General features: G+C 47.8%; 15 protein-coding genes. 14 read left to right on the top strand and 1 reads right to left on the bottom strand.

Annotated features, from left to right (window positions below):
* The first annotated feature begins 7 nt into the window (after positions 1-7).
* The 4 genes from AC58UU_RS08625 (at position 8) to deoC (ending at position 3717) form a co-directional block, all read left to right on the top strand.
* Positions 8-679 (top strand): site-2 protease family protein, encoded by a 672-nt coding sequence (locus tag AC58UU_RS08625; protein WP_497314701.1) that lies wholly within the window; start codon positions 8-10, stop codon positions 677-679.
* 108 nt (positions 680-787) lie between these two features.
* Positions 788-1555, top strand: coding sequence for a 16S rRNA (uracil(1498)-N(3))-methyltransferase (locus AC58UU_RS08620; RefSeq protein WP_497314699.1), 768 nt, complete (start codon positions 788-790; stop codon positions 1553-1555).
* Positions 1556-1560: 5 nt separating this feature from the next.
* Positions 1561-2901: a tRNA (N(6)-L-threonylcarbamoyladenosine(37)-C(2))-methylthiotransferase MtaB gene (mtaB, locus tag AC58UU_RS08615; RefSeq protein WP_497314697.1), complete on the top strand. Its 1341-nt coding sequence runs from the start codon at positions 1561-1563 to the stop codon at positions 2899-2901.
* A gap of 132 nt (positions 2902-3033) precedes the next feature.
* On the top strand, positions 3034-3717 hold the full coding sequence (gene deoC / locus AC58UU_RS08610) for a deoxyribose-phosphate aldolase (RefSeq protein ID WP_497314695.1): 684 nt from the start codon (positions 3034-3036) through the stop codon (positions 3715-3717).
* Here deoC and AC58UU_RS08605 read toward each other — a convergent pair.
* A complete protein-coding gene (locus AC58UU_RS08605) occupies positions 3680-4711 on the bottom strand; it encodes a Na/Pi cotransporter family protein (protein WP_497314693.1) in 1032 nt (343 codons plus the stop codon). The two genes, deoC and AC58UU_RS08605, sit on opposite strands and share 38 nt — an antisense overlap.
* Between AC58UU_RS08605 and AC58UU_RS08600 the strand changes: the two genes are divergently transcribed.
* The 10 genes from AC58UU_RS08600 to AC58UU_RS08555 all read left to right on the top strand — a co-directional run bounded on the left by AC58UU_RS08600 (position 4698) and on the right by AC58UU_RS08555 (position 20259).
* On the top strand, positions 4698-4838 hold the full coding sequence (locus AC58UU_RS08600; RefSeq protein WP_497314691.1) for a hypothetical protein: 141 nt from the start codon (positions 4698-4700) through the stop codon (positions 4836-4838). The genes AC58UU_RS08605 and AC58UU_RS08600 overlap by 14 nt on opposite strands.
* A complete protein-coding gene (locus AC58UU_RS08595; RefSeq protein WP_497314689.1) occupies positions 4838-6208 on the top strand; it encodes a class I SAM-dependent rRNA methyltransferase in 1371 nt (456 codons plus the stop codon). The genes AC58UU_RS08600 and AC58UU_RS08595 overlap by 1 nt, the downstream gene beginning before the upstream one ends.
* A gap of 466 nt (positions 6209-6674) precedes the next feature.
* Positions 6675-7562, top strand: a complete 888-nt coding sequence (locus AC58UU_RS08590; protein ID WP_497314687.1) for a TolB family protein — start codon at positions 6675-6677, stop codon at positions 7560-7562.
* Positions 7563-7618: 56 nt separating this feature from the next.
* Entirely contained in the window at positions 7619-8602 is a 984-nt protein-coding gene (locus AC58UU_RS08585) for an aldo/keto reductase (RefSeq protein ID WP_497314685.1), read from the top strand.
* A gap of 119 nt (positions 8603-8721) precedes the next feature.
* Complete coding sequence (locus AC58UU_RS08580; protein WP_497314683.1) at positions 8722-9489, top strand: SDR family NAD(P)-dependent oxidoreductase; 768 nt, start codon at positions 8722-8724, stop codon at positions 9487-9489.
* 166 nt (positions 9490-9655) lie between these two features.
* Positions 9656-10771 (top strand): citrate/2-methylcitrate synthase, encoded by a 1116-nt coding sequence (locus AC58UU_RS08575; RefSeq protein WP_497314681.1) that lies wholly within the window; start codon positions 9656-9658, stop codon positions 10769-10771.
* A 79-nt stretch (positions 10772-10850) separates the two neighbouring features.
* Positions 10851-11333 carry an SRPBCC family protein gene (locus AC58UU_RS08570; RefSeq protein WP_497314679.1) on the top strand — a complete coding sequence of 161 codons (483 nt, stop codon included), beginning with the start codon at positions 10851-10853 and terminating at the stop codon, positions 11331-11333.
* A gap of 195 nt (positions 11334-11528) precedes the next feature.
* Positions 11529-15059 (top strand): helicase-exonuclease AddAB subunit AddB, encoded by a 3531-nt coding sequence (gene addB / locus AC58UU_RS08565; RefSeq protein ID WP_497314677.1) that lies wholly within the window; start codon positions 11529-11531, stop codon positions 15057-15059.
* A gap of 22 nt (positions 15060-15081) precedes the next feature.
* Positions 15082-19032: a helicase-exonuclease AddAB subunit AddA gene (gene addA, locus AC58UU_RS08560; protein WP_497314675.1), complete on the top strand. Its 3951-nt coding sequence runs from the start codon at positions 15082-15084 to the stop codon at positions 19030-19032.
* Between the two features lie 48 nt (positions 19033-19080).
* Positions 19081-20259 carry an exonuclease SbcCD subunit D gene (locus AC58UU_RS08555; RefSeq protein ID WP_497314673.1) on the top strand — a complete coding sequence of 393 codons (1179 nt, stop codon included), beginning with the start codon at positions 19081-19083 and terminating at the stop codon, positions 20257-20259.
* Positions 20260-20315 lie beyond the last annotated feature (56 nt).

The following is a 20315-nucleotide window of genomic DNA, read 5'->3' as shown; positions in this document are numbered from 1 at the left end:
TCCATACATGGGAGGATTACTGTTTTATGACTGGAGTACATTACCGTTTGTTATTCTAGTCCTCGTTCTTTCTTTTACCATTCATGAATTTGCTCACGCGTATAGCGCCTATAAACTAGGAGACTCTACGGCGTATCAGTTCGGAAGGGTTTCCTTAAACCCGATGGTCCATCTGGACTTGTTTGGTACGATTATGCTGTTGATTGCTGGTTTTGGTTGGGCGAAGCCTGTACCAGTAAACCGCGGGAATTTCAAAAATCCCCGCTTGATGGGGATCATTGTGACCGCAGCAGGACCGCTGAGCAACTTGATTCTTGCCTTTATCACTATATTTGTTGCTTTATTATTCCAGAAGTATGGTTGGTTAGAAGGAATGTCTAAAGGTAGTAGAGATGCTATTGTTCTTTTTTTACAATTGATGTTAAGCATTAATATTACTTTGTTTCTGTTCAACTTAATTCCGATCCCGCCACTCGATGGTTATCGAATTATTCAGGATCTCGTAGATCTGAGATACACGGAATCGTTGCAAAAGTTTGAACAATGGGCATCGGTCATTTTCCTATTAGTTGTATTTATAAGACCGTTACGTCAAGTGACTTTAGATCCCTACTTAAGTTTGGGTGGAGACATCGTCCGTATTTTATCAACGCCGATTGCTTGGATCTTGGGGATGTAAGGATTCCAAATTCAACCCAATGTAGATTTCCATGACTAAAAAAGGTATGATGGTGAGTGGAAGTTTCACTTCAATATCGATATGAACGAAGATAGAGAGGCTTAGACTATGCAGCGTTATTTTCTCCCGCCTGAGCAGTTTCACGAAGCTACACAAACAGTCACCATAGAGGGAGACGACGCACATCATCTACAGCGAGTCATGCGAGCAGACATTGGTGACAAGATCATTTGCAGCAATGGCGTAGACCGTGAAGTGCTCGCTCGTATTTCGGAGCTGGATAAAGGCCGTGTGACCGCGGAAATCGTGGAAGAGCTGCCTATGGACGCTGAAGCGGCTGTTCAGGTATGGATTGCACAGAGCTTGCCCAAAGGCGATAAGATGGAACTCATTATTCAAAAAGGGACCGAGATCGGGGCAGCCCGGTTTCTTCCTTTTTTATCAGAACGAACGATTGTGCAGTACGATGCAAAGAAAGAAGCAAAACGCACCGAACGTTGGCAGAAGATTGCCAAGGAAGCGGCGGAACAAGCTCACCGAAATCGTGTGCCGCATGTAGAATCCGTTTATTCTTGGAAGCAGCTGCTGCAGCGTGCGAAGGAAGCGGATGTCGCTTGGATTTGCTACGAGAAGGAAGATGGTCAGCAATTAAAGCCTGCTATTCAGGAAGCGCAAGCGGCCGGTAAGTTGGGACCAGGGAAACAAGTGCTGATTGCGGTTGGCCCTGAAGGTGGTTTTACGGAACAGGAAATTAAGCAGGCTGAAGAGGCTGGCTTCGCTTCCGTATCGCTGGGTGCACGCATTTTACGCACGGAGACTGCCGCAATGGTAGGTCTTACGTGTCTTTTCTATGAAACCGGAGAGATGGGAGGATAAGCGTTATGGCAACGGTAGCGTTTCATACATTAGGTTGTAAAGTAAATTTCTATGATACAGAGGCCATTTGGCAGCTATTCAAAAATGAGGGTTACGAGCAGGTTGATTTCGAGAATACGGCAGATGTGTATGTGATTAATACATGTACCGTTACGAATACAGGGGATAAGAAGAGCCGCCAAATGATTCGTCGGGCGATTCGTCGGAATCCTGAAGCGATTGTTGCTGTAACTGGTTGTTACGCGCAGACGTCACCAGCAGAAATTATGGCGATTCCAGGCGTGGATATGGTGATCGGGACACAGGATCGGGAGAAAATTATTCCGCTTGTGAAACAATTTGAGCAAGATCGTCAACCGATTAATGCTGTGCGTAACATCATGAAAACACGTCAGTTCGAGGAATTGGACGTGCCTGATTTTGCCGATCGCACACGTGCGTTTCTTAAAATCCAAGAAGGTTGCAATAACTTCTGCACCTTCTGCATTATCCCATGGTCACGTGGTTTGATGCGTAGCCGTGAACCGCAAAGCGTTATAGCCCAAGCTGAACAGCTTGTGGCTGCAGGTTATCAAGAAATCGTATTGACGGGTATTCACACTGGTGGATATGGCGAAGATATTGAGGACTATAGCTTAGCGAAGCTGCTTTGGGATTTGGACAAAGTCGAAGGATTGAAACGGATTCGTATTTCCTCGATTGAAGCTAGCCAAATTACAGATGAAGTCATTGAAGTTCTGAAGTCCTCGGACAAAATGTGCCGTCATCTGCATATCCCGCTGCAAGCTGGCGATGATCAAGTTCTCGCACGGATGCGCAGAAAATATACAACAGCGGAATTCGCTCGCAAGATCGAACGTCTTCATGAAATCATGCCGGATGTCGCGATTACGACGGACGTTATTGTTGGTTTCCCAGGTGAAACCGAGGAAATGTTCCGCGACGGCTACAAGTTTATGGAGCAAATGAAGTTTTCTGAGATGCACGTTTTCCCTTACTCCAAACGGACAGGTACTCCTGCTGCACGAATGGAAGATCAAGTGGATGAGGAAATCAAAAATGCTCGCGTACACGAGCTGATCGATCTTTCCGAGAAAATGCAGCTTGCTTATGCGCAAAAATTTGTAGGTGAAGTCCTAGAAGTCATTCCGGAACGTGCTTACAAAGGTGCTCCTGACAGCGGATTGTACATGGGTTATTCCGATAATTATGTGCAGCTTGTGTTCCAAGGCTCCGAAGACATGATCGGCCAAGTTTGCCGCGTTAAGGTAACGGAAGCCGGAGTTAATGAAAGCAAGGGACAGCTGGTTCGTGTTTTAGAAGCGGCTAAAGTCGTGAATTTGTAATGCGTTTCTCTTAAGGCTATAAAACCTACCTCTAAACGTAGTCGCTCATCTTGAATGACTACGCTAGAGGTTTTCTCATTAAAGGGTTTAAATTGGGAATGGTTTCAAAAATAAAAAGATGAGGTGCATCCAATGAGTACTTTGAGCGCGAAGGAAATTGCAAAATACATTGACCATACGTTATTAAAACAAGATGCGAGTACAGCTGCGATCCACAAATTGTGTGAGGAAGCTGCGAAGCATCAATTTTTTAGTGTTTGTGTAAACTCCCAGTTTGTTGGAACAGCAAGTAAAGCACTAGAAGGAACGGGTGTAAAGGTTGCTGCTGTTGTTGGCTTCCCGCTTGGCGCAAGTTTGAGCGAAGTGAAAGCATTTGAAGCGGCTAAGGCTGTAGAGAATGGGGCTGCTGAAATTGACACGGTCCTGCCGATTGGCTTATTGCTTGAAGGTCAGCATGACGCTGTTCGTTCTGATATTAAACAAGTTGTGGACGCTGTTAAAGGTAAAGCAATTGTTAAAGTAATTATGGAAACGGGTTTCCTAAATGACGAGCAAAAAGCAGCAGCTTGCCGACTTTCTGAAGAAGCAGGCGCTCATTTTGTTAAAACATCTACTGGCTTTGGTCCTGGCGGAGCTACGGTGGAAGATGTTCGTTTAATGCGCCAAAACGTATCCGATACGATTGGTGTGAAAGCATCGGGTGGCGTTAGAGACTTGCAAACTGCGATTGCTATGATTGAAGCAGGGGCAACCAGATTAGGGACAAGCTCAGGTGTTGCTATTGTGAGCGGAACTCAAGACGCTTCCACATATTAAAATAACAAAATGGCAAGGCGAGCAAGGAACATACGATATTGAAAATCGTTTGGGAACGGGCAATTTGCTCGGAAGCATCATTAGCAAGAAGAGCTGAAAGGCTTACGAGCTGATGGATGAAGGGGTAGAATAGGACTGCGCCTCCGACATTAAGGAGGATATGCGACCAGGCGACGTATCGCCCGGCGCGGGAACTGCTCATCCCGGCGATTAGTGCGGTCACACAGGTGCCAACATTAGCGCCGATTGTTATCGCTACACCCAGCTCGACGGGAATGCCTTGAACGGCTGCGAGGCCCATCGCCATCGCTATGACAGCTGCGCTGCTGTGAACAAGCGCGGTGACCGCGGCACCGGCGATGACGCCCCACAGCAGACTGTGCTGCGCCTGGAGCACGAACCAGGCGAAGAGACCTCGGGACTGCAAGGCTGGCCCGATGGTTTGCATGATCTCGATGCCGAGCAGCACGAGAGAGAAGCCGCTGCCCGCAAGCGACCCGTAGCGGACGCTGCGGAGCCAGCTGCGCCCGCCGATGTTGGCGAGCGAGCCTGTTGTCGCCGCCAGCGGATGCGCGGCGGTAGCAGCAGAGGCGCCGTCCTGCGACAGCGGGCCGGCAAGCCAGCTCGCCAGCCAGACTGCGGCGCTGGCGAGCAGCATCGGCACGCCGATGCCTCCGAGGCTGAGCCCGATCAGCTCGGTGGTGAGGCACGTGCCGATGTTCGTCCCGAGAATGACGCCTAGCGTTCTCGGGAAGGTTAGTACGCCAGCGCCGACAAGGCCGATGGCGATTACGGTAATGGCGGTGCTGCTCTGGAGCGCCGCCGTGAGTACCGTGCCGGTGGCGAGGCCGCGTACTGGCGTGCGGGTAAACCGCTCCAGCCACAGCTGGAGGCGGGGGCCTGCCCATCGCTGAAGCGCGGTTTCCATCAGCTTCATACCGAACAGAAATAGAGCTAAGCCTGTCAACACAGGCAGTACGATGGTAGTTATCATTGCAGCAGATCTCCTTCGCGAGCTTGCTAATCATTTTTCAACCAATATATGTGACCGTACAGACAAGCATGACAAGCAAGCTGATGAGAGTGAACGGTTTCACAAAAAAGGACGGCTAAAAGCATAATGGCAGCAGTATTTTTACATAAGAAACGCAAACCTCGTTTGGAACAAGGACACCCATGGGTATTCAAAAGTGAAATCGAACGTGTAGATGGTGAGATTGAACCAGGACAACTAGTTCCTGTTCAAACGCATCTCGGCCAATACTTAGCAACGGGTTATTATAACGAAGCTTCCCAAATTACGGTCCGGATCGTATCCTATAAACCGCTTGAAGCGATGACAACGGAATTTTTAGTTGAGCGGTTTACGCGCTGTTTACAGCATCGCAAGCGCTTTGTGAAAGATGCGCAATCTTATCGCTTGGTTTATGGTGAAGCCGACTTTTTGCCGGGACTCATCGTAGATAAATTTGAGGATACGCTGGTTGTACAGATTCTCACGATGGGAATGGATCGCTGCAGAGAACAAATTGTTGCTGCATTGGTTCAGGTTGTGAAGCCAACTGGCATATTTGAACGCAGTGATGTTTCGATTCGTGAGTTGGAAGGATTGAAACAGACCAAGGGCTTACTGTATGGCGAGTGTCCCAAGCATGTTGATATTTTGGAAAATGGCCTGCGCATTCGCGTTGACATTGAAGAAGGTCAGAAAACCGGCTACTTCTTTGATCAAAGAGAGAATCGCGCAGCCATCGCTCCCCTAATGACAGGATGGGGCCATCGCAGCGGAATTGAACTGAAAGAGGTTGAGGAGGATGGCGTGAGCCAGACACTCCCTGTGAATGCGAATGGCAAAGTCGTTTCCTTTCCATATTGGGATGGCGCGTCGGTGCTCGAATGTTTCTCCCATACAGGCAGCTTCACGCTAAATGCCTGTAAATTCGGTGCGAAAAAAGTAACCTGCCTCGATATTTCGGAGCATGCGATTGAAAGTGCGCGTACGAACGTTGCGTTAAACGGTTTTGAAGAACGGGTAGAGTTTGTGGTTGCGGATGCTTTCGAATACTTGCGTACACAAGTCAAAGGGTTGGATGAACGGAAGGTTCGTGCCAATGCAGGCACCGGTAAAGCTAAAGTGGATACTTCGAAGCCGGTTGCAGAAGGTGGACGAACTTGGGATGTGGTCATCCTTGATCCTCCTGCTTTCGCTAAAACCAAAAGCGCCGTGGAAGGCGCCTGCCGCGGCTATAAGGATATTAACTTGCACGGCATGAAGCTTGTTAACGAAGGTGGCTACTTGGTAACAGCGAGTTGTTCGTATCACATGCACCCTGAGTTATTCCTAGAGACCATTCACGCGGCGGCGACTGATGCAGGTAAAATTCTGCGTTTAATAGAGTTCCGTGAAGCGGGTATGGACCATCCTCGCATCCTCGGTGTAGATGAGGGACATTACTTGAAGTTTGCTATCTTTGAGGTACGGAGTAAGTAGAAAAAACGGACATCCCCTTTATTAAGTGGTGGCTGTCCAAAAAGTAGTCGAGGATGTCTGAGAGATAGGCAGTACACGCAGAGTTTGCCGACCTGTGACGCAATGATGAAAAGTATCGTTACAGCATTAATACGATGATTGAGCTCCCTTGCAACAATGTAAAACATCGTTCCATCAATCTTTTATGAACAGTTATTCGCCCAATCTCCTCCTAACGATGTAAAACATCGATGCAGCAATCGCAATGCTACCTCAACTTGAATCTAACGATGAAATACATCATTGCAGCAAAAGTGCCTAACCCTTTCAGGTTAAGGCCTTTTTGTCTATAACCAAATTTGTAAAGGATGGAAAGAAGGTAAAACAAAAGAAACACTTGAATACTTACATACCAAATGTAAATTTATGATCTCCTCAGAGTAAGATTCCGCTTCAAACATTGAAATGGCAAAGGAGCAAACAACAAATGAATACTTTAAAGCAACCTCAAGTGATCGTAGGTCGAAATGTGATTAGTACCCTTGAAACCGTGGATATTCAGACCGGTGAACGAAAGGTTTTGGCCCAATTCGACGATCTGATTGAAGCGCCTAACTGGACGGTTGACGGTAAGCGGCTCATTTATAACAGCTTAGGCCGCCTCTATTCCTTCGACATTGCCACGCTAAAAAGTACATTTATCGATACGGGATATGCCACACAATGTAACAATGACCATGTGCTGTCACCTGATAATACTCAAATCGCGGTAAGTCACCATACTCAGGAGGATGGTCATTCGCGCATTTATGTTTTGCCCTTAAAGGGCGGCAATCCAGTCCTCATCACACCAATGGCACCCAGCTATCTGCATGGCTGGTCGCCAGACGGCAGCACATTAGCTTATTGTGCCGAGAGGAACGGCCAGTATGATATCTACACCATCCCTGTGAGCGGGGGCGTTGAAACGAAGCTGACTGATTTTCCGGGTCTAGATGACGGTCCCGAATACTCTCCTGACGGGAAGTACATTTGGTTCAACTCGGTCCGTACAGGCCTTATGCAGGTATGGCGAATGAATGCCGACGGCAGTGAACAGACACAAATGACGTTTGATGAAAGTAACAGCTGGTTCCCGCATATCTCTCCCAATGGAGAAACTGTAGCCTTTATTTCCTATAACAAGGATGATGTCGGCCCTGGAGACCATCCAGCGAATAAGAATGTAGAACTTCGATTGATGTCTAGTGCTGGCGGTGAATTTCGTACACTGGTTAAGCTATTCGGGGGACAGGGTACAATCAACGTCAATTCTTGGTCGCCCGACAGCAAGCAGCTGGCATTTGTCAGCTATCAACCAAAGGAAACAGATTAGATATGTCGAGTAATCATCACACAAATGTGAGTTATAACACGAAGGAGGAGTGGCGTATGAGATATCGTCAACTGGGAGACACAGAGCTTCAAGTTAGTGAAGTTAGCTTCGGTACATGGGGAATTGGGGGCGGATGGGGACACTCAAATGATGATGAGGCACTGAAAGGTCTACATCATGCAATGGACGCGGGGGTAAACTTTTTTGATACGGCTGATGTTTACGGCAGTGGCCACGCGGAAGAGCTTTTAGCTAAAGCCACCAAAGGAAAAGAAGATAAAATTCACGTTGCAACGAAGTTTTGCCGCGCAGGCGATATTCACGATCTTAGTACGTATTCTGAGGAGTCAGTGCGTCAGTATTGTGAGAGCAGCTTGAAAAGATTGAAACGTGAAAGAATCGATCTGTATCAAATTCACTGCCCGCCGCTTTCCATCTTGAAGGATGGTCATGTATTTGAGGTACTGGACAAGCTAAAAACAGAAGGCAAAATCCGCCATTATGGGGTGAGCGTAGAGACGGTTGAGGAAGGCTTGTTCTCTATCGGCATTCCTGGTGTGAAGGCGCTTCAAGTCATTTACAACCTGTTCCGCCAAAAACCAGCCGAAGAATTATTTCCACAAGCGAAAGCTGCGGGTGTAGGGATCCTCGTAAGATTACCGTTAGCAAGCGGACTACTGACCGGAAAATTTACAGAAACCAGCACATTTGCTGCGGATGACCATCGGAACTTCAATGCAGACGGAGCCCAGTTCAACGTAGGTGAAACGTTCGCAGGATTGCCCTTCAATAAAGGTGTCGAGCTGTCCAGGGAGCTGACATGGATTGCGGAAGGCCGTGGAAATATGGCCCGAGCTTCAATGCGCTGGATTCTGGATAATCCGAACATTACTTGCGTAATTCCAGGGTTTAAAAATGAACGTCAGGTAGAGGATAACCTCGGTACGGTTCATGTTCCTTCGTTCACACCAGAGGAGCTAGAACGTATCCAAAGCTTTTATCAAGATAAGGTGAAAGATCATATTCGGGGGCCCTATTAAGAGGCATTATCAGGTCTCAGTCTTCAAAAAGGTTGGCTGGGTAATAATGTTATCCGATTTTGTGGGCATGGTAAAGAAATGGAAATAGAATTAATAACCTACTAGAGGTAAGGTGCTGTATGAGGAAAATTGCTGCGATTACCGGAGGAGGTCAAGGCATAGGGCGTGCCATTGCTCTGGCTTTCGCCCAAGAAGGATATGGTATCTCTATTGCTGATGTCGATAAGGATGCTGGCTTGGAAACAATTGAGCTCCTACGCCCATACACGGATGATGCGATGTTCCTGAAGTTGGACGTGTCCAACGAAGAGGAAGTCCGACAATGGATTGAACTCACGGCCACCGATTTAGGCGGACTTGATGTTCTAGTCAATAATGCAGGGATTATGCATAATGCAGATGTATTAGAGCTCACGGCAGAGCAGTTTCAACGTGTTATTTCCGTTAATCTAAGCGGGGCTTTTCTCTGTTCGCAAGCAGCTGCTCGAATTATGAAGCAAAGTGGTAAGGGTGGTTCTATCATTAACATGGCGTCTACAAGGGCTTTCATGTCAGAACCGAATACGGAGGCATATTCCGCTTCCAAAGGCGGTATTGCAGCACTAACACATGCAATGGCCGTTAGTTTAGGGGGTTATGGTATACGTGTAAATTCGATATCTCCAGGCTGGATCGAGGTAAGAGAATGGCAGCTCTCTTCTCGGAAGGAAATCGTTGTCCATTCGGAAACAGATCGAAAGCAACACCCAGTAGGCCGGGTCGGGAAGCCTGAGGATATCGCCGCTGCTTGTCTTTACTTATCCAGTGCAAAGGCTGGATTCATCACTGGACAGAATCTAACTATCGATGGTGGGATGAGCGTTAAAATGATTTACGAAGAAGAATAGTAATTTCATAAATACAGTCATATTGATAAATTTATATGATCTATACATTTATTTTATTGAATTTTATTTATCGAGATGAAAGAAAACTCCAATTGGATGAAACTGTCATTACCGACTAAGATGAGGGTAGAACGATTTCACTTCTCATCGAAAGGAAGATGATAGTATGGCATCCGTTACTGGTTTAGAAGGCATTATTGCTGCAGAAACAGAATTGTCTTTGGTGGATGGGGAGAAAGGATATCTAGTATATCGCGGCTATGAGGCTAAGAAGTTAGCCTTGAATAAGAGTTTCGAAGAAGTGGCTTATTTACTCTGGCACGGTGAGCTGCCTACAGAGGAGATACTTGTCAATTTCAGAGCCCAATGGTCGGCGCATCGGAGTTTGTCCGAAACATTAAAAGCGGCCATAAATTTGCTGCCATTGGAATGCGATATGATGAGTGTGCTGCGTACAGCGATCTCGTTCCTAGGAACAGAGTCCGTAAAGGAAGCTGCTTGGCCTCCCCAATATGAATCAGTCTTGGCGTATACAGCTTTGCTGCCAACCATTATTGCTTATAAATATCGGCAGTCATTGGGACTTCAGCCCATTGAACCTAATCCAGAGTTGGATCATGTAGCCAATTATTTGTACATGCTGACTGGTACAGTACCACAGCCTGTACATGTGAAGGTGTTAACGGCTTATTTCGTATTAGCAATGGAACATGGGATGAATGCTTCTACGTTTGCTGGACGTGTTGTGCTGTCTACACAGTCTGATATTGCTTCAGCTCTTTGCGCATCGATTGGCGCGATGAAAGGGCCTCTTCATGGTGGAGCACCATCTGAAGTCCTTCATATGCTGGATGAAATAGGAACCAAAGATCGTGCGGAAGCATGGTTGATTGAACAGCTGGAATCGGGCAATCGACTGATGGGTTTTGGACATCGAATTTATAAAACGAGCGATCCTCGAGCGGAAGCACTAAGGCAAATCATGACGGAATTAGCTTCAGAGGACCCATGGTTCGAACTTGCTATTCACGTTGAAAAGTTGGCCGTGGATTTGTTGGCTGTCTATAAACCTGGCCGGAAATTGTATGTGAATGTGGAGTTTTATGCAGCAGCCGTTATGCGGGCTATTGCTTTGCCGAAATCTTTATTTACTCCTAGCTTTACAGCTAGCCGTATGGTCGGATGGACGGCTCATTTGCTAGAACAAGCAAGCTGTAATCGCATTTTTCGGCCGCAATCCGTCTATATCGGTAAGATGCCTATTGCCTTGCAACAGCCATAAGAGCCCATCCTTATCGTCAACTTTGATCGTACAGGCTGGATGCACTTGAACAGTTTTTAGATGAGGAGGGATAAAGAATATGTTAGCTTCCATACAAAAAGTTGAGGGTGACTATATCGCTCGCTTCGATCGTCCGTTGAAACATTCCGTTGAAAAAGTCTGGGCTGCTTTAACGGAGAATGATAAGCTTGCCAGATGGATGTCTAATCTCCAAGTTGAGGATCTTCGCATCGGGGGAAATATCAAATTCGATATGAAGGACGAATCAGGGACATTTATCGATATGAAAATTACAGATTTCCAGCCATACTCCGTCCTGGAATTCGAGTGGGGTAATGATCGTGTTCGCTTCGAATTATACCCAAAGCCGGAAGGCTGTTTACTCGTATTAAATGAGTTTATTAGCGCAATAACCGATCATACACCCAAAGATTTATCAGGATGGCACATTTGCCTCGATATGATGTACGCTTTATTGGATGGACACTTCATGGACTTTCCAAAAGACGAATGGGAAAAGTGGTATGAAAAGTACAAAATAGCAGTCAGCAGTATAGATTAGAAAAAAATCATATAAGACATATAAGCTGATCTCTCGGCCCTAATGGCGAGGGAACAGCTTATTTGTTCTAGCGAAAGCCCATCATCTCCCACACCTCTTTTCTACCAAAAGTATGATAGAATAGGAGAGATATGAGAACAAAGTATATGCTAACGAAGCAAGCTTTCCAAAGAAAGCTTTAAGGAGGCCCTGTTTATGTCCATTCGATTCGTAATCGGCAGAGCCGGAAGTGGCAAAAGCGAACGCTGCCTTACAGAGATGAAGCAGCATTTGGCGGCAGAGCCGGAAGGTCATCCGCTTATTTTACTCGTTCCTGAGCAAGCTACGTTTCAGGCGGAGCATGCGCTAGTCTCTGATCCTAGCATTCGTGGAATGATCCGCGCTCAGGTGTTAAGTTTTCACCGTTTGGCATGGCGTGTCATGCAAGAAGAAGGCGGCACAGCGAGGCTGCCCATTGATGATACAGGCAAGAAGTTGCTGTTAACCAGCATTTTACATAAATATAAAGATGAGCTTCACTTATTCGGCCATTCGGCAGAGCAAATGGGGTTTGTCGACCGGCTAAATCAGCTTTTCACAGAAATGAAACGGTATTGTGTAACCGCTAAGCAGCTGGAAGAACACGAGAATAGACGTGTGATCACGCTCGGAGAGAGCGGTCTTCTTCGTGATAAAATGCATGATATAGGGCTGGTCTATCGGCAATTTGAATCTGAGCTTTCCCGTCAATATTTGGACGGCGAGGATTATTTAACACTGCTGGCGGAGCAAATACCGAATTCCGCTTATTTGCGGTCGGCATCGGTATGGATTGATGGTTTTCACGGCTTCACGCCGCAAGAGTTTGCGGTGCTTGGCGCGCTTTTCGCTGCATGCAAACAGGTGACGGTTACACTTTGTCTTGATCGTGAGCTGCAGGCCGGGGATACGCCCGATGAGCTGGATTTGTTTCACCCTACTGCGACGACGATGGTACGGATGCAAGAACTTATATGGAAGCTTGGTTTACCGGCAGCTGAAGTTCATCTCTTGGCTCCTGAAATTTCGCCGCGCTATGAAGATAGTCCGGCTTTAGGCTATTTAGAGCGGAAGTTCGATCGACGTATAGGTGGCGGTGCTGGGCAATATAAGCCTGCGCCAAACGAGAGATTAAGCGACCAGCTTGTTATTAGGGAGGCTGTCCATCGCCGTGCTGAGGTTGAGGGTGCCGTGAGGGATATGCTGCTGCTGGTTCGTGAACAAGGAGTCCGATGGCGGGAAATTGCGGTCATGGTACGGAACATGGATGGCTATCAGGATTTGTTAAAAGCGGTTTTGACCGATTATGACATTCCTCACTTTTTTGACCAAAAGCGGTCAGTTCTTCATCATCCACTCGTTGAATTCATTCGTTCAGCCTTGGAAGTTGTGCAGCACAATTGGCATTACGATGCCGTATTTCGGTGTGTCAAAACGGATCTGCTGCTGCCAATGGAAGCAGCTTCCCAGCGGACGGAGCTGGATAAATTAGAGAATTATGTACTTGCGTTCGGCATTCAAGGGTACAGATGGACGGATGGTAAGCCATGGACCTTTAAATTTCGAGCTAATCTGGAGCAAGCGGACGATGGTGGACAGGAACAAACGGCAGAGATGCAATCCTTAAATACGAGCAAAGCATGGGTTGTAAGGCCGCTCCTTGCCTTTTCGAAACGTTTACAGCAAGCAAGCTCGGTTAAAGATCAGGTTGAAGCGTTATATGAGCTTCTGGTCACTGTTCAGGCTCCTGAAAAATTAGAGTCCTGGAGTGGGCAAGCGATCCAAGATGGAAAGCCAGAAAAAGCGCGAGAACATGGCCAAATGTGGGATAGCGTCATGGATATGCTGGATCAATTGGTGGAGACAATGGGGGAAGACGACCTGAGTCTGGAGCTTTTTAACGGACTTATTGAGACCGGTATGGAGAGTATGAAGCTAGGCTTAGTGCCTCCTTCGATGGATCAGCTATTGATTGGAAGCATGGATCGGACACGTTCCAGCGGGATTCGGTATGCTTACATTTTGGGCGTCAACGATGGGGTTATCCCTGCGCAAATGGATGAAAAAGGTGTCCTTACGGAAGCGGAAAGAAGTGTGCTGACAGAGTCAGGCTTGCCAATGGCGGATGGCAGTCGTCGCAAGCTGCTGGACGAGCAGTTTATTGTGTATACGTCGCTAACCGTGCCAGGTAAAAGGCTTTGGATGAGCTATCCGCTTGCCGATGAGGAAGGGAAATCACTTCTGCCTTCGGAGTTAATCAAGCAGATGCGCCAGCTTTTTCCAGGGACAGAAGCCCCGCTTTTACTTGCTGAACCAGCAGCTGAAACGCCGGAAGGCGAACAGGCGGCTTATATTTCACATCCCATTCAAGCCATCTCCTATTTGGCGGTCCGTATGAAGCATTGGATGCTAGGTGGACGAATGGCTGACCTTTGGTGGGAAACGTACAATTGGTATGCCGAGCAGCCGGTGTGGCAGATGAAGTTGCAATCGTTAGTTCAAGCACTGCAATATACGAATAAAGAGAATGGCCTCAGTTCGAAGACAAGCAAGCTTTTATATGGGCAAAATTTACGTGCGAGTGTATCGAGAATGGAGAAGTATGTGGCTTGTCCTTTCTCGCATTTCGTGTCCCATGGCTTAAGACTGCTGGAAAGACGGGTTTACCGACTAGATGCTCCGGACATTGGGCAATTGTTCCACGCAGCGCTAAATCAGTTTGTCCAAAAGCTCCAGCAGGATCAGCTCGACTGGGGCTCGCTTACAGCTGAGCAATGCATGGAGCGCTCCGCTCAGGTCGTAGACGAGCTCGCGCCAAGGCTACAGGGAGAAATTCTGTTAAGTTCAAGCCGTTATGCTTACATAGCAAGGAAATTGAAGCAGGTTGTAGGCAGAGCAGCAGTTGTGCTCGGTGAGCATGCCAAGCATGGACAGTTCCAGCCACTGGGGCTGGAGATCGATTTTGGACCTGGCAAAGAATTGCCGTCACTGACCTTTGAGTTGGATAATGGCTGCACCATGGAAATTATCGGTCGAATCGATAGAGTGGATCGAGCGGATGGCGAACAAGGCGTTCTTTTGCGCGTGATTGACTATAAATCGAGTCAAACCTCCTTACAGTTATCTGAAGTGTATTACGGTTTATCCCTGCAGATGCTGACGTATTTGGACGTCATTATTACTCACGCGGAGCAGTGGCTGGGCATTGCAGCGAGGCCGGCAGGCGTGCTTTATTTTCATGTGCACAATCCGATGCTCCAGCAAAAAAATGCGCTCGATCCCTCTGAAGTGGAGAAGGAGCTGCGTAAACGTTATAAAATGAAAGGCTTAATCACCGCCGATGCGGAAGTAGCCGGTATGATGGACGATGAGCTGGTGAAGAGTGCCGGTCACTCTCAGCTTATCCCAGTTGCCTTGAAGAAGGACGGCAGCTTCTATTCAACCTCTTCAGTAGCAACGGATGAACAGTGGGATACACTTCGTAAATATGTGCGGAAACAGGTCAAACAGATCGGAACGGGTATCACAGATGGACATGTGGATATTGCTCCGTACCGTTTGGGTAAAAAAACAGCCTGTCTGCATTGTTCGTATAAATCGATTTGTCAATTTGATCCGTTATTTGAAGGCAATGAGGTTCACCAGCTCAAACAACGGGGCAAAGATCAGCTCTGGTCCGATCTGGAGCAAAACGTGAGCCAATCATAAAGGCAGAAAGGAGCGTACATACGTGAATAAACAACAACAGCCTAAGCCTCCCGGCAGTACATGGACGGATGATCAATGGGATGCGATTACACTCAAGGGTCAAAATATGCTGGTTGCCGCTGCTGCTGGTTCAGGTAAAACCGCCGTACTCGTCGAGCGGATTATACGCCGGATATCCAATGAGTGGGAGCCGATTGATGTTGACCGCTTGCTGGTCGCTACGTTTACCAAGGCAGCGGCATCCGAGATGAAGCATCGCATTCGTGAAGCACTGGAAAAAGAGTTGATGAAGCAGCCGCATTCGCAGCATTTGCGCAAGCAGCTCGCTCTGATGGGACGCGCATCGATTACTACGCTGCATTCCTTCTGTCTGGAAGTCGTTCAACGTTACTTCAGCCTCATTAGGTTAGACCCTGGCTTCCGTATCGCAAACGAAACGGAGGCAGACCTGCTTCGCGAAGACCTGTTAGGCGAAATGCTTGAGCAATACTACGCCGTGAGCGGAGAGAACAGCGCCTTCTGGCGGCTGGTCGATTCGTTCAGCGGCGAGCGTAACGACGACGCGATCATGCAGCTTATTCAGAAGCTGTATGATGTGTCGCGCAGTCATCCGTGGCCGGAGTACTGGCTCAGGGCGACGGCTTCGATGTTTGGACCAGCGCCGCAGGCACCGCAGGAGGTGCCGGATGAGGCGGCCTCCGTTATGCAGGAGGCACTGCCTTACGTTGCCGCTGCGACTGCGTCACCGGACTTTTCGATCTGGGAGCAGAGTCTGATCCGCGACCTATCATTAGAGCTGGAAGGAGCCGCTGATCTGCTGCGGCAAGCACAGCAAATCGCTGAATCGCCTGGCGGTCCGACCCCGTATTTGGACAATCTGCGAGAAGATTTGCTGCTCGTAAACAATTTGCGTGAAACGACCACCTATCCGTGGTCTGTCTTGTATCTTGGTTTCCAGACGGTCGAGTTTGGAAAGCTCAAAGCATGCAAGGGCGATGACTATGATAAAGAGCTGCAGGAAGAAGTCAAAGAACTACGCAATAAAGCCAAAGAGCAAATTAACAAAATGAAAGAAGAGCTGTTCGGACGTACACCGGAACAATTCCATCAGGAAATTGCCGAAATGGCTCCTTTGCTTCATACGTTAGTGGATCTGGTTGTTGATTTCGGCGGGCGGTATCAAGAAGCCAAGCAGGCTAAGGGTTTGATCGATTTTGCCGATTTGGAGCACTATTGTTTACAAATTCTTAGCGCAGAGGGCTCAATCCCCGGGGAACTGATTCCATCCGAGGCTGCTCAAGCTTATCGCAGACAATTTGTGGAAGTGCTTCTGGATGAGTATCAGGATACGAACCGCGTACAGGAAGCTATTGTTGAACTAATCTCGAATACGAAGCCTGGTAATCGGTTTATGGTAGGCGACGTGAAACAGAGTATATATCGGTTCCGTCTTGCTGAGCCAGGTCTCTTCCTGGAGAAATATAAGGCGTACCGTTCCAATAAGGATGAATCGCCAGAAACGTCTTCCGAAGGTGGAAGAATCGATTTGGCTCGTAATTTCCGCAGTCGCATTCAGGTTGTCGATGCGGTCAATTTTCTTTTTAAACAAATGATGAACGAAACTGTTGGTGAAATCGCCTATGATGAGCGCGCAGAGCTTGTATACGGAGCGGGCTATCCGGCATCTGCTTCCGATTGTTCAGTAGAAATGCTGATTGTCGATCGTGGGACGGAAGTGCCAGACAAAAGTGAATCGTTCACTGAAGATGCCGATGATCAAGAGTCAGAAGCTTTTGGAGAAGGGGCCGAGGGGGCCTCTGATCCCGTAATAGAAGCGCAAGAGCTGGAAACGGCTCAGCTCGAGGCGCGCACGATTGCCCGCCAAATTCGAGGATTGCTGGGTGCAGGGGGACAGGAAACTTTTCAGGTTTTTGATAAAAGAACCGGTGGTGATCGCCCTGCGACCTATCGCGATATCGTGATTTTGCTGCGGGCGACGCAGGCATGGTCTCCTGTCATCATTGAAGAACTCAAAAAACAAGGCATACCGGCCTATGCGGAACTGAGCACGGGATATTTTTCTGCAACGGAAGTAGAAGTGATGCTTTCCTTGTTGAAAGTCATCGACAATCCGTATCAAGATGTGCCATTAGCAGCCGTACTGCGTTCACCGGTTGTGCAGCTAACCGCTGAGGATTTAGCACAAATCAGGGTCGCGGATAAATCAGTGCCTTTTTACGAGTCTGTCTTACAGGTAGTTAAAAGTGCAGAGTCAGATGATAACGAAGCTCTATTAAAAAAGCTGAACCATTTTCTTGTGCTTCTGGAAAATTGGCGGAATGACGCAAGACAAGGCTCCCTTGCTGATTTAATTTGGAGCATCTATAGACAAACAGGCTATTACGATTTCGCCGGCGGATTGCCGGGTGGCTTGCAAAGACAAGCTAATTTAAGAGCACTATACGATCGTGCAAGACAATACGAAAGCACATCCCTACGTGGATTATTCCGCTTCCTGCGTTTTATCGAACGAATGAAAGAGAGTGGCGGAGATTTAGGCACTGCACGTGCGCTCGGTGAACAAGAAGATGTGGTTCGCATCATGTCCATTCATAAAAGTAAAGGGCTTGAGTTCCCTGTTGTATTCGTGGCAGGAATGGCCAAAATGTTCAATCAGCGGGATTTGAATGATGCTTTTTTACTGCATAAAGAACTCGGCTTTGGACCTCGTTTTGTGGATACGAATTTGCGTGTAAGCTATCCAACACTGCCTTCCTTAGCTATCAAAAGAAGAATGAAGCTGGAGCTGCTTGCAGAGGAAATGCGCGTCTTATATGTGGCTCTCACAAGGGCGAGAGAAAAGCTGTATTTACTAGGCACAGTGAAATCACTTGATAAGCTGCTGCGCGGGTGGGGGCGTCATCTGTCTAGGACAGACTGGTATTTGCCGGATTTTGAACTGGCTAAAGCGAGGAGCTATCTCGATTGGGTCGGACCTGCCCTGCTTCGTCATCCAGATGCGGCTCTGTGGAGAGAGCGCCTAGGCATTAGTGAGGCATCCGCAGGTGTTCGTCTGCTGCAAGATCCTTCACAGTGGAAGTTGACGGTTATCCAGCCTGAGAGCTTGCAAATGGAAGAAACGTTGGAAGCTGAGAGTGTGTTACCCGACGCAGACCGAATGTCAGCTGTTCATCATAGTCATTCTGTGCCTACAGTGGGCAGATGGAAGAATTGGTTGGAGGATCGGCTTTCTTGGACATACGAATACCCGGATGCGCCAAAGCATTTTGCTAAGACCACTGTGTCGGAAATGAAGCGTTTGTCTGAACGGAATCGCCTAGCTGGAGAAATGGAATTCCCATCTGGAGGAGAGACTGCTGTTTTGGATGAATCTCAAGTGAAGCCAAAGACTGCGGTATGGCGCAGGCCTCGATTCATGGAAGAGAAAAAGCTAACTGCAGCTGAAAAAGGGACCGTTGTTCATGCAGTTATGCAAAATCTTTCATTGAAGGAATCGCCGACAGAATCAAGCATACAGGCAACTCTTGAAGAGATGTTGAACAAACAAACGCTAACGCAGGAGCAGTGTGATGTTGTAGATATTCCAGTTGTATTGAAGTTTTTCGAAACAGAAGTTGGCAAACGGATGGTACAAGCTGAGAACGTGCAGCGTGAGGTGCCATTTAGCTATGGACTGCCTGCGGATGAGGTTTACATTGGAACAGACCGTTCCACGGTAGGTGAGACGGTGTTAATTCAAGGGGTTATCGATTGTTTATTCGAAGACGAGCTTGGACTCGTGTTGGTTGATTATAAAACGGATGCGGTAAAGGGAAGCAGTGATGCGGAACTTATGGTGCGTTATGAGAAGCAAATATCACTGTATACACGGGCTGTGGAACATATTTGGAAGCGTCCTGTAAATGGGAAGTTCTTGTATTTCTTTGATGGGGCGAAATTGTTGGAGATGTAAAAGGGGATAGATACGGAGCATATGACATGTTTAGGAAGGAGATGAGTTATGCGAATTTTACACACAGCCGATTGGCACTTCGGTCGAACACTCGAAGGACGCAGCCGGTTAGAGGAACAGACAGCTTTCATGGATGAGCTTGTGCAGATTGTGCAAGATCAAGACATCGATTTGGTTCTAATCGCGGGAGACATCTATGATAGCGTAAATCCTCCCGCTGCTGCGGAGCAGCTTTTCTATGAAGGTATTGCCAGGTTGGCTGATGGCGGTAAGCGCCAAGTGGCCATTATCTCCGGCAACCATGATCATCCGGATCGGCTTGCAGCATCAGGTCCGCTTGCGGCTAAACAAGGGATCACGATTATTGGCTTACCGGTCCCTGACATCCAGTCGATTGGTATTGCTAGAACAGGTGAGTTGGCACGTCTGATTGCGCTACCGTACCCGTCGGAATCACGACTCAAGGAGCTGTTAACGGATGTTGCCGAGGAGGAAGTACTGCGCAGCAAATATTCGGAACGTGTAGGTGCACTTATTCGTAAACAAGCAGCTTCTTTTGAAACTGGCACGGTGAATCTGATCATGAGCCATTTGTACGTACTCGGCGGTCATGAAACGGAATCGGAACGCCCTATTCAAGTAGGAGGTGCCTACACGGTGGATACAAGTGCTCTGACGGCAGGAGCGCAATACGTTGCGCTTGGCCATTTGCATAGACCGCAGAATGTGAAAGCAACGTCTCTTATCCGTTACTGTGGTTCTCCTATCGCCTACAGCTTCTCAGAAGCTGGTCAAGCGAAATCGGTCACAGTGCTCGATCTAGCACCGGGACAAGTAGCCGAGCCTAAGGAGATATTTCTGACTTCGGGCCGTCCACTTGTTAGTTGGAAAGCCAAAGAAGGAATTGGGCAAGTACATCAATGGCTTGATGAACAACGTGATGCTTCTGCCTGGATCGATTTAGAAGTCACAATGACTGAAGCTATGTCTATCGAACAAATTCAATCGCTGCGCAAAGCATACGAGGGCTTCATACATATTCGGCCAATTTACCCGGAGATGGAGGCTGTCCGAGCTGTGGTATCCCGATCTGATCTGTCGATGGAGGAGCACTTCTCGCGCTTCTATTCGCGTCAAACAGGTGGTGCGCAGCCAGAACCTGAATTGGTTAGGTTGTTTTTGGAGCTGCTGCAGGAGAAGGATTTGGCAGATGCTGCTGGGGAGTAGTTTGGGGGGCAAGCTCTCTCTTTCTTATTCTCTCGTTCTTTCTTCCGTGAGCCGGG

Source organism: Paenibacillus sp. JT22N1 (assembly GCF_059692155.1).
Note: the sequence above shows the minus strand (reverse complement) of the source record. Positions and strands in the feature narration are given on the sequence as shown.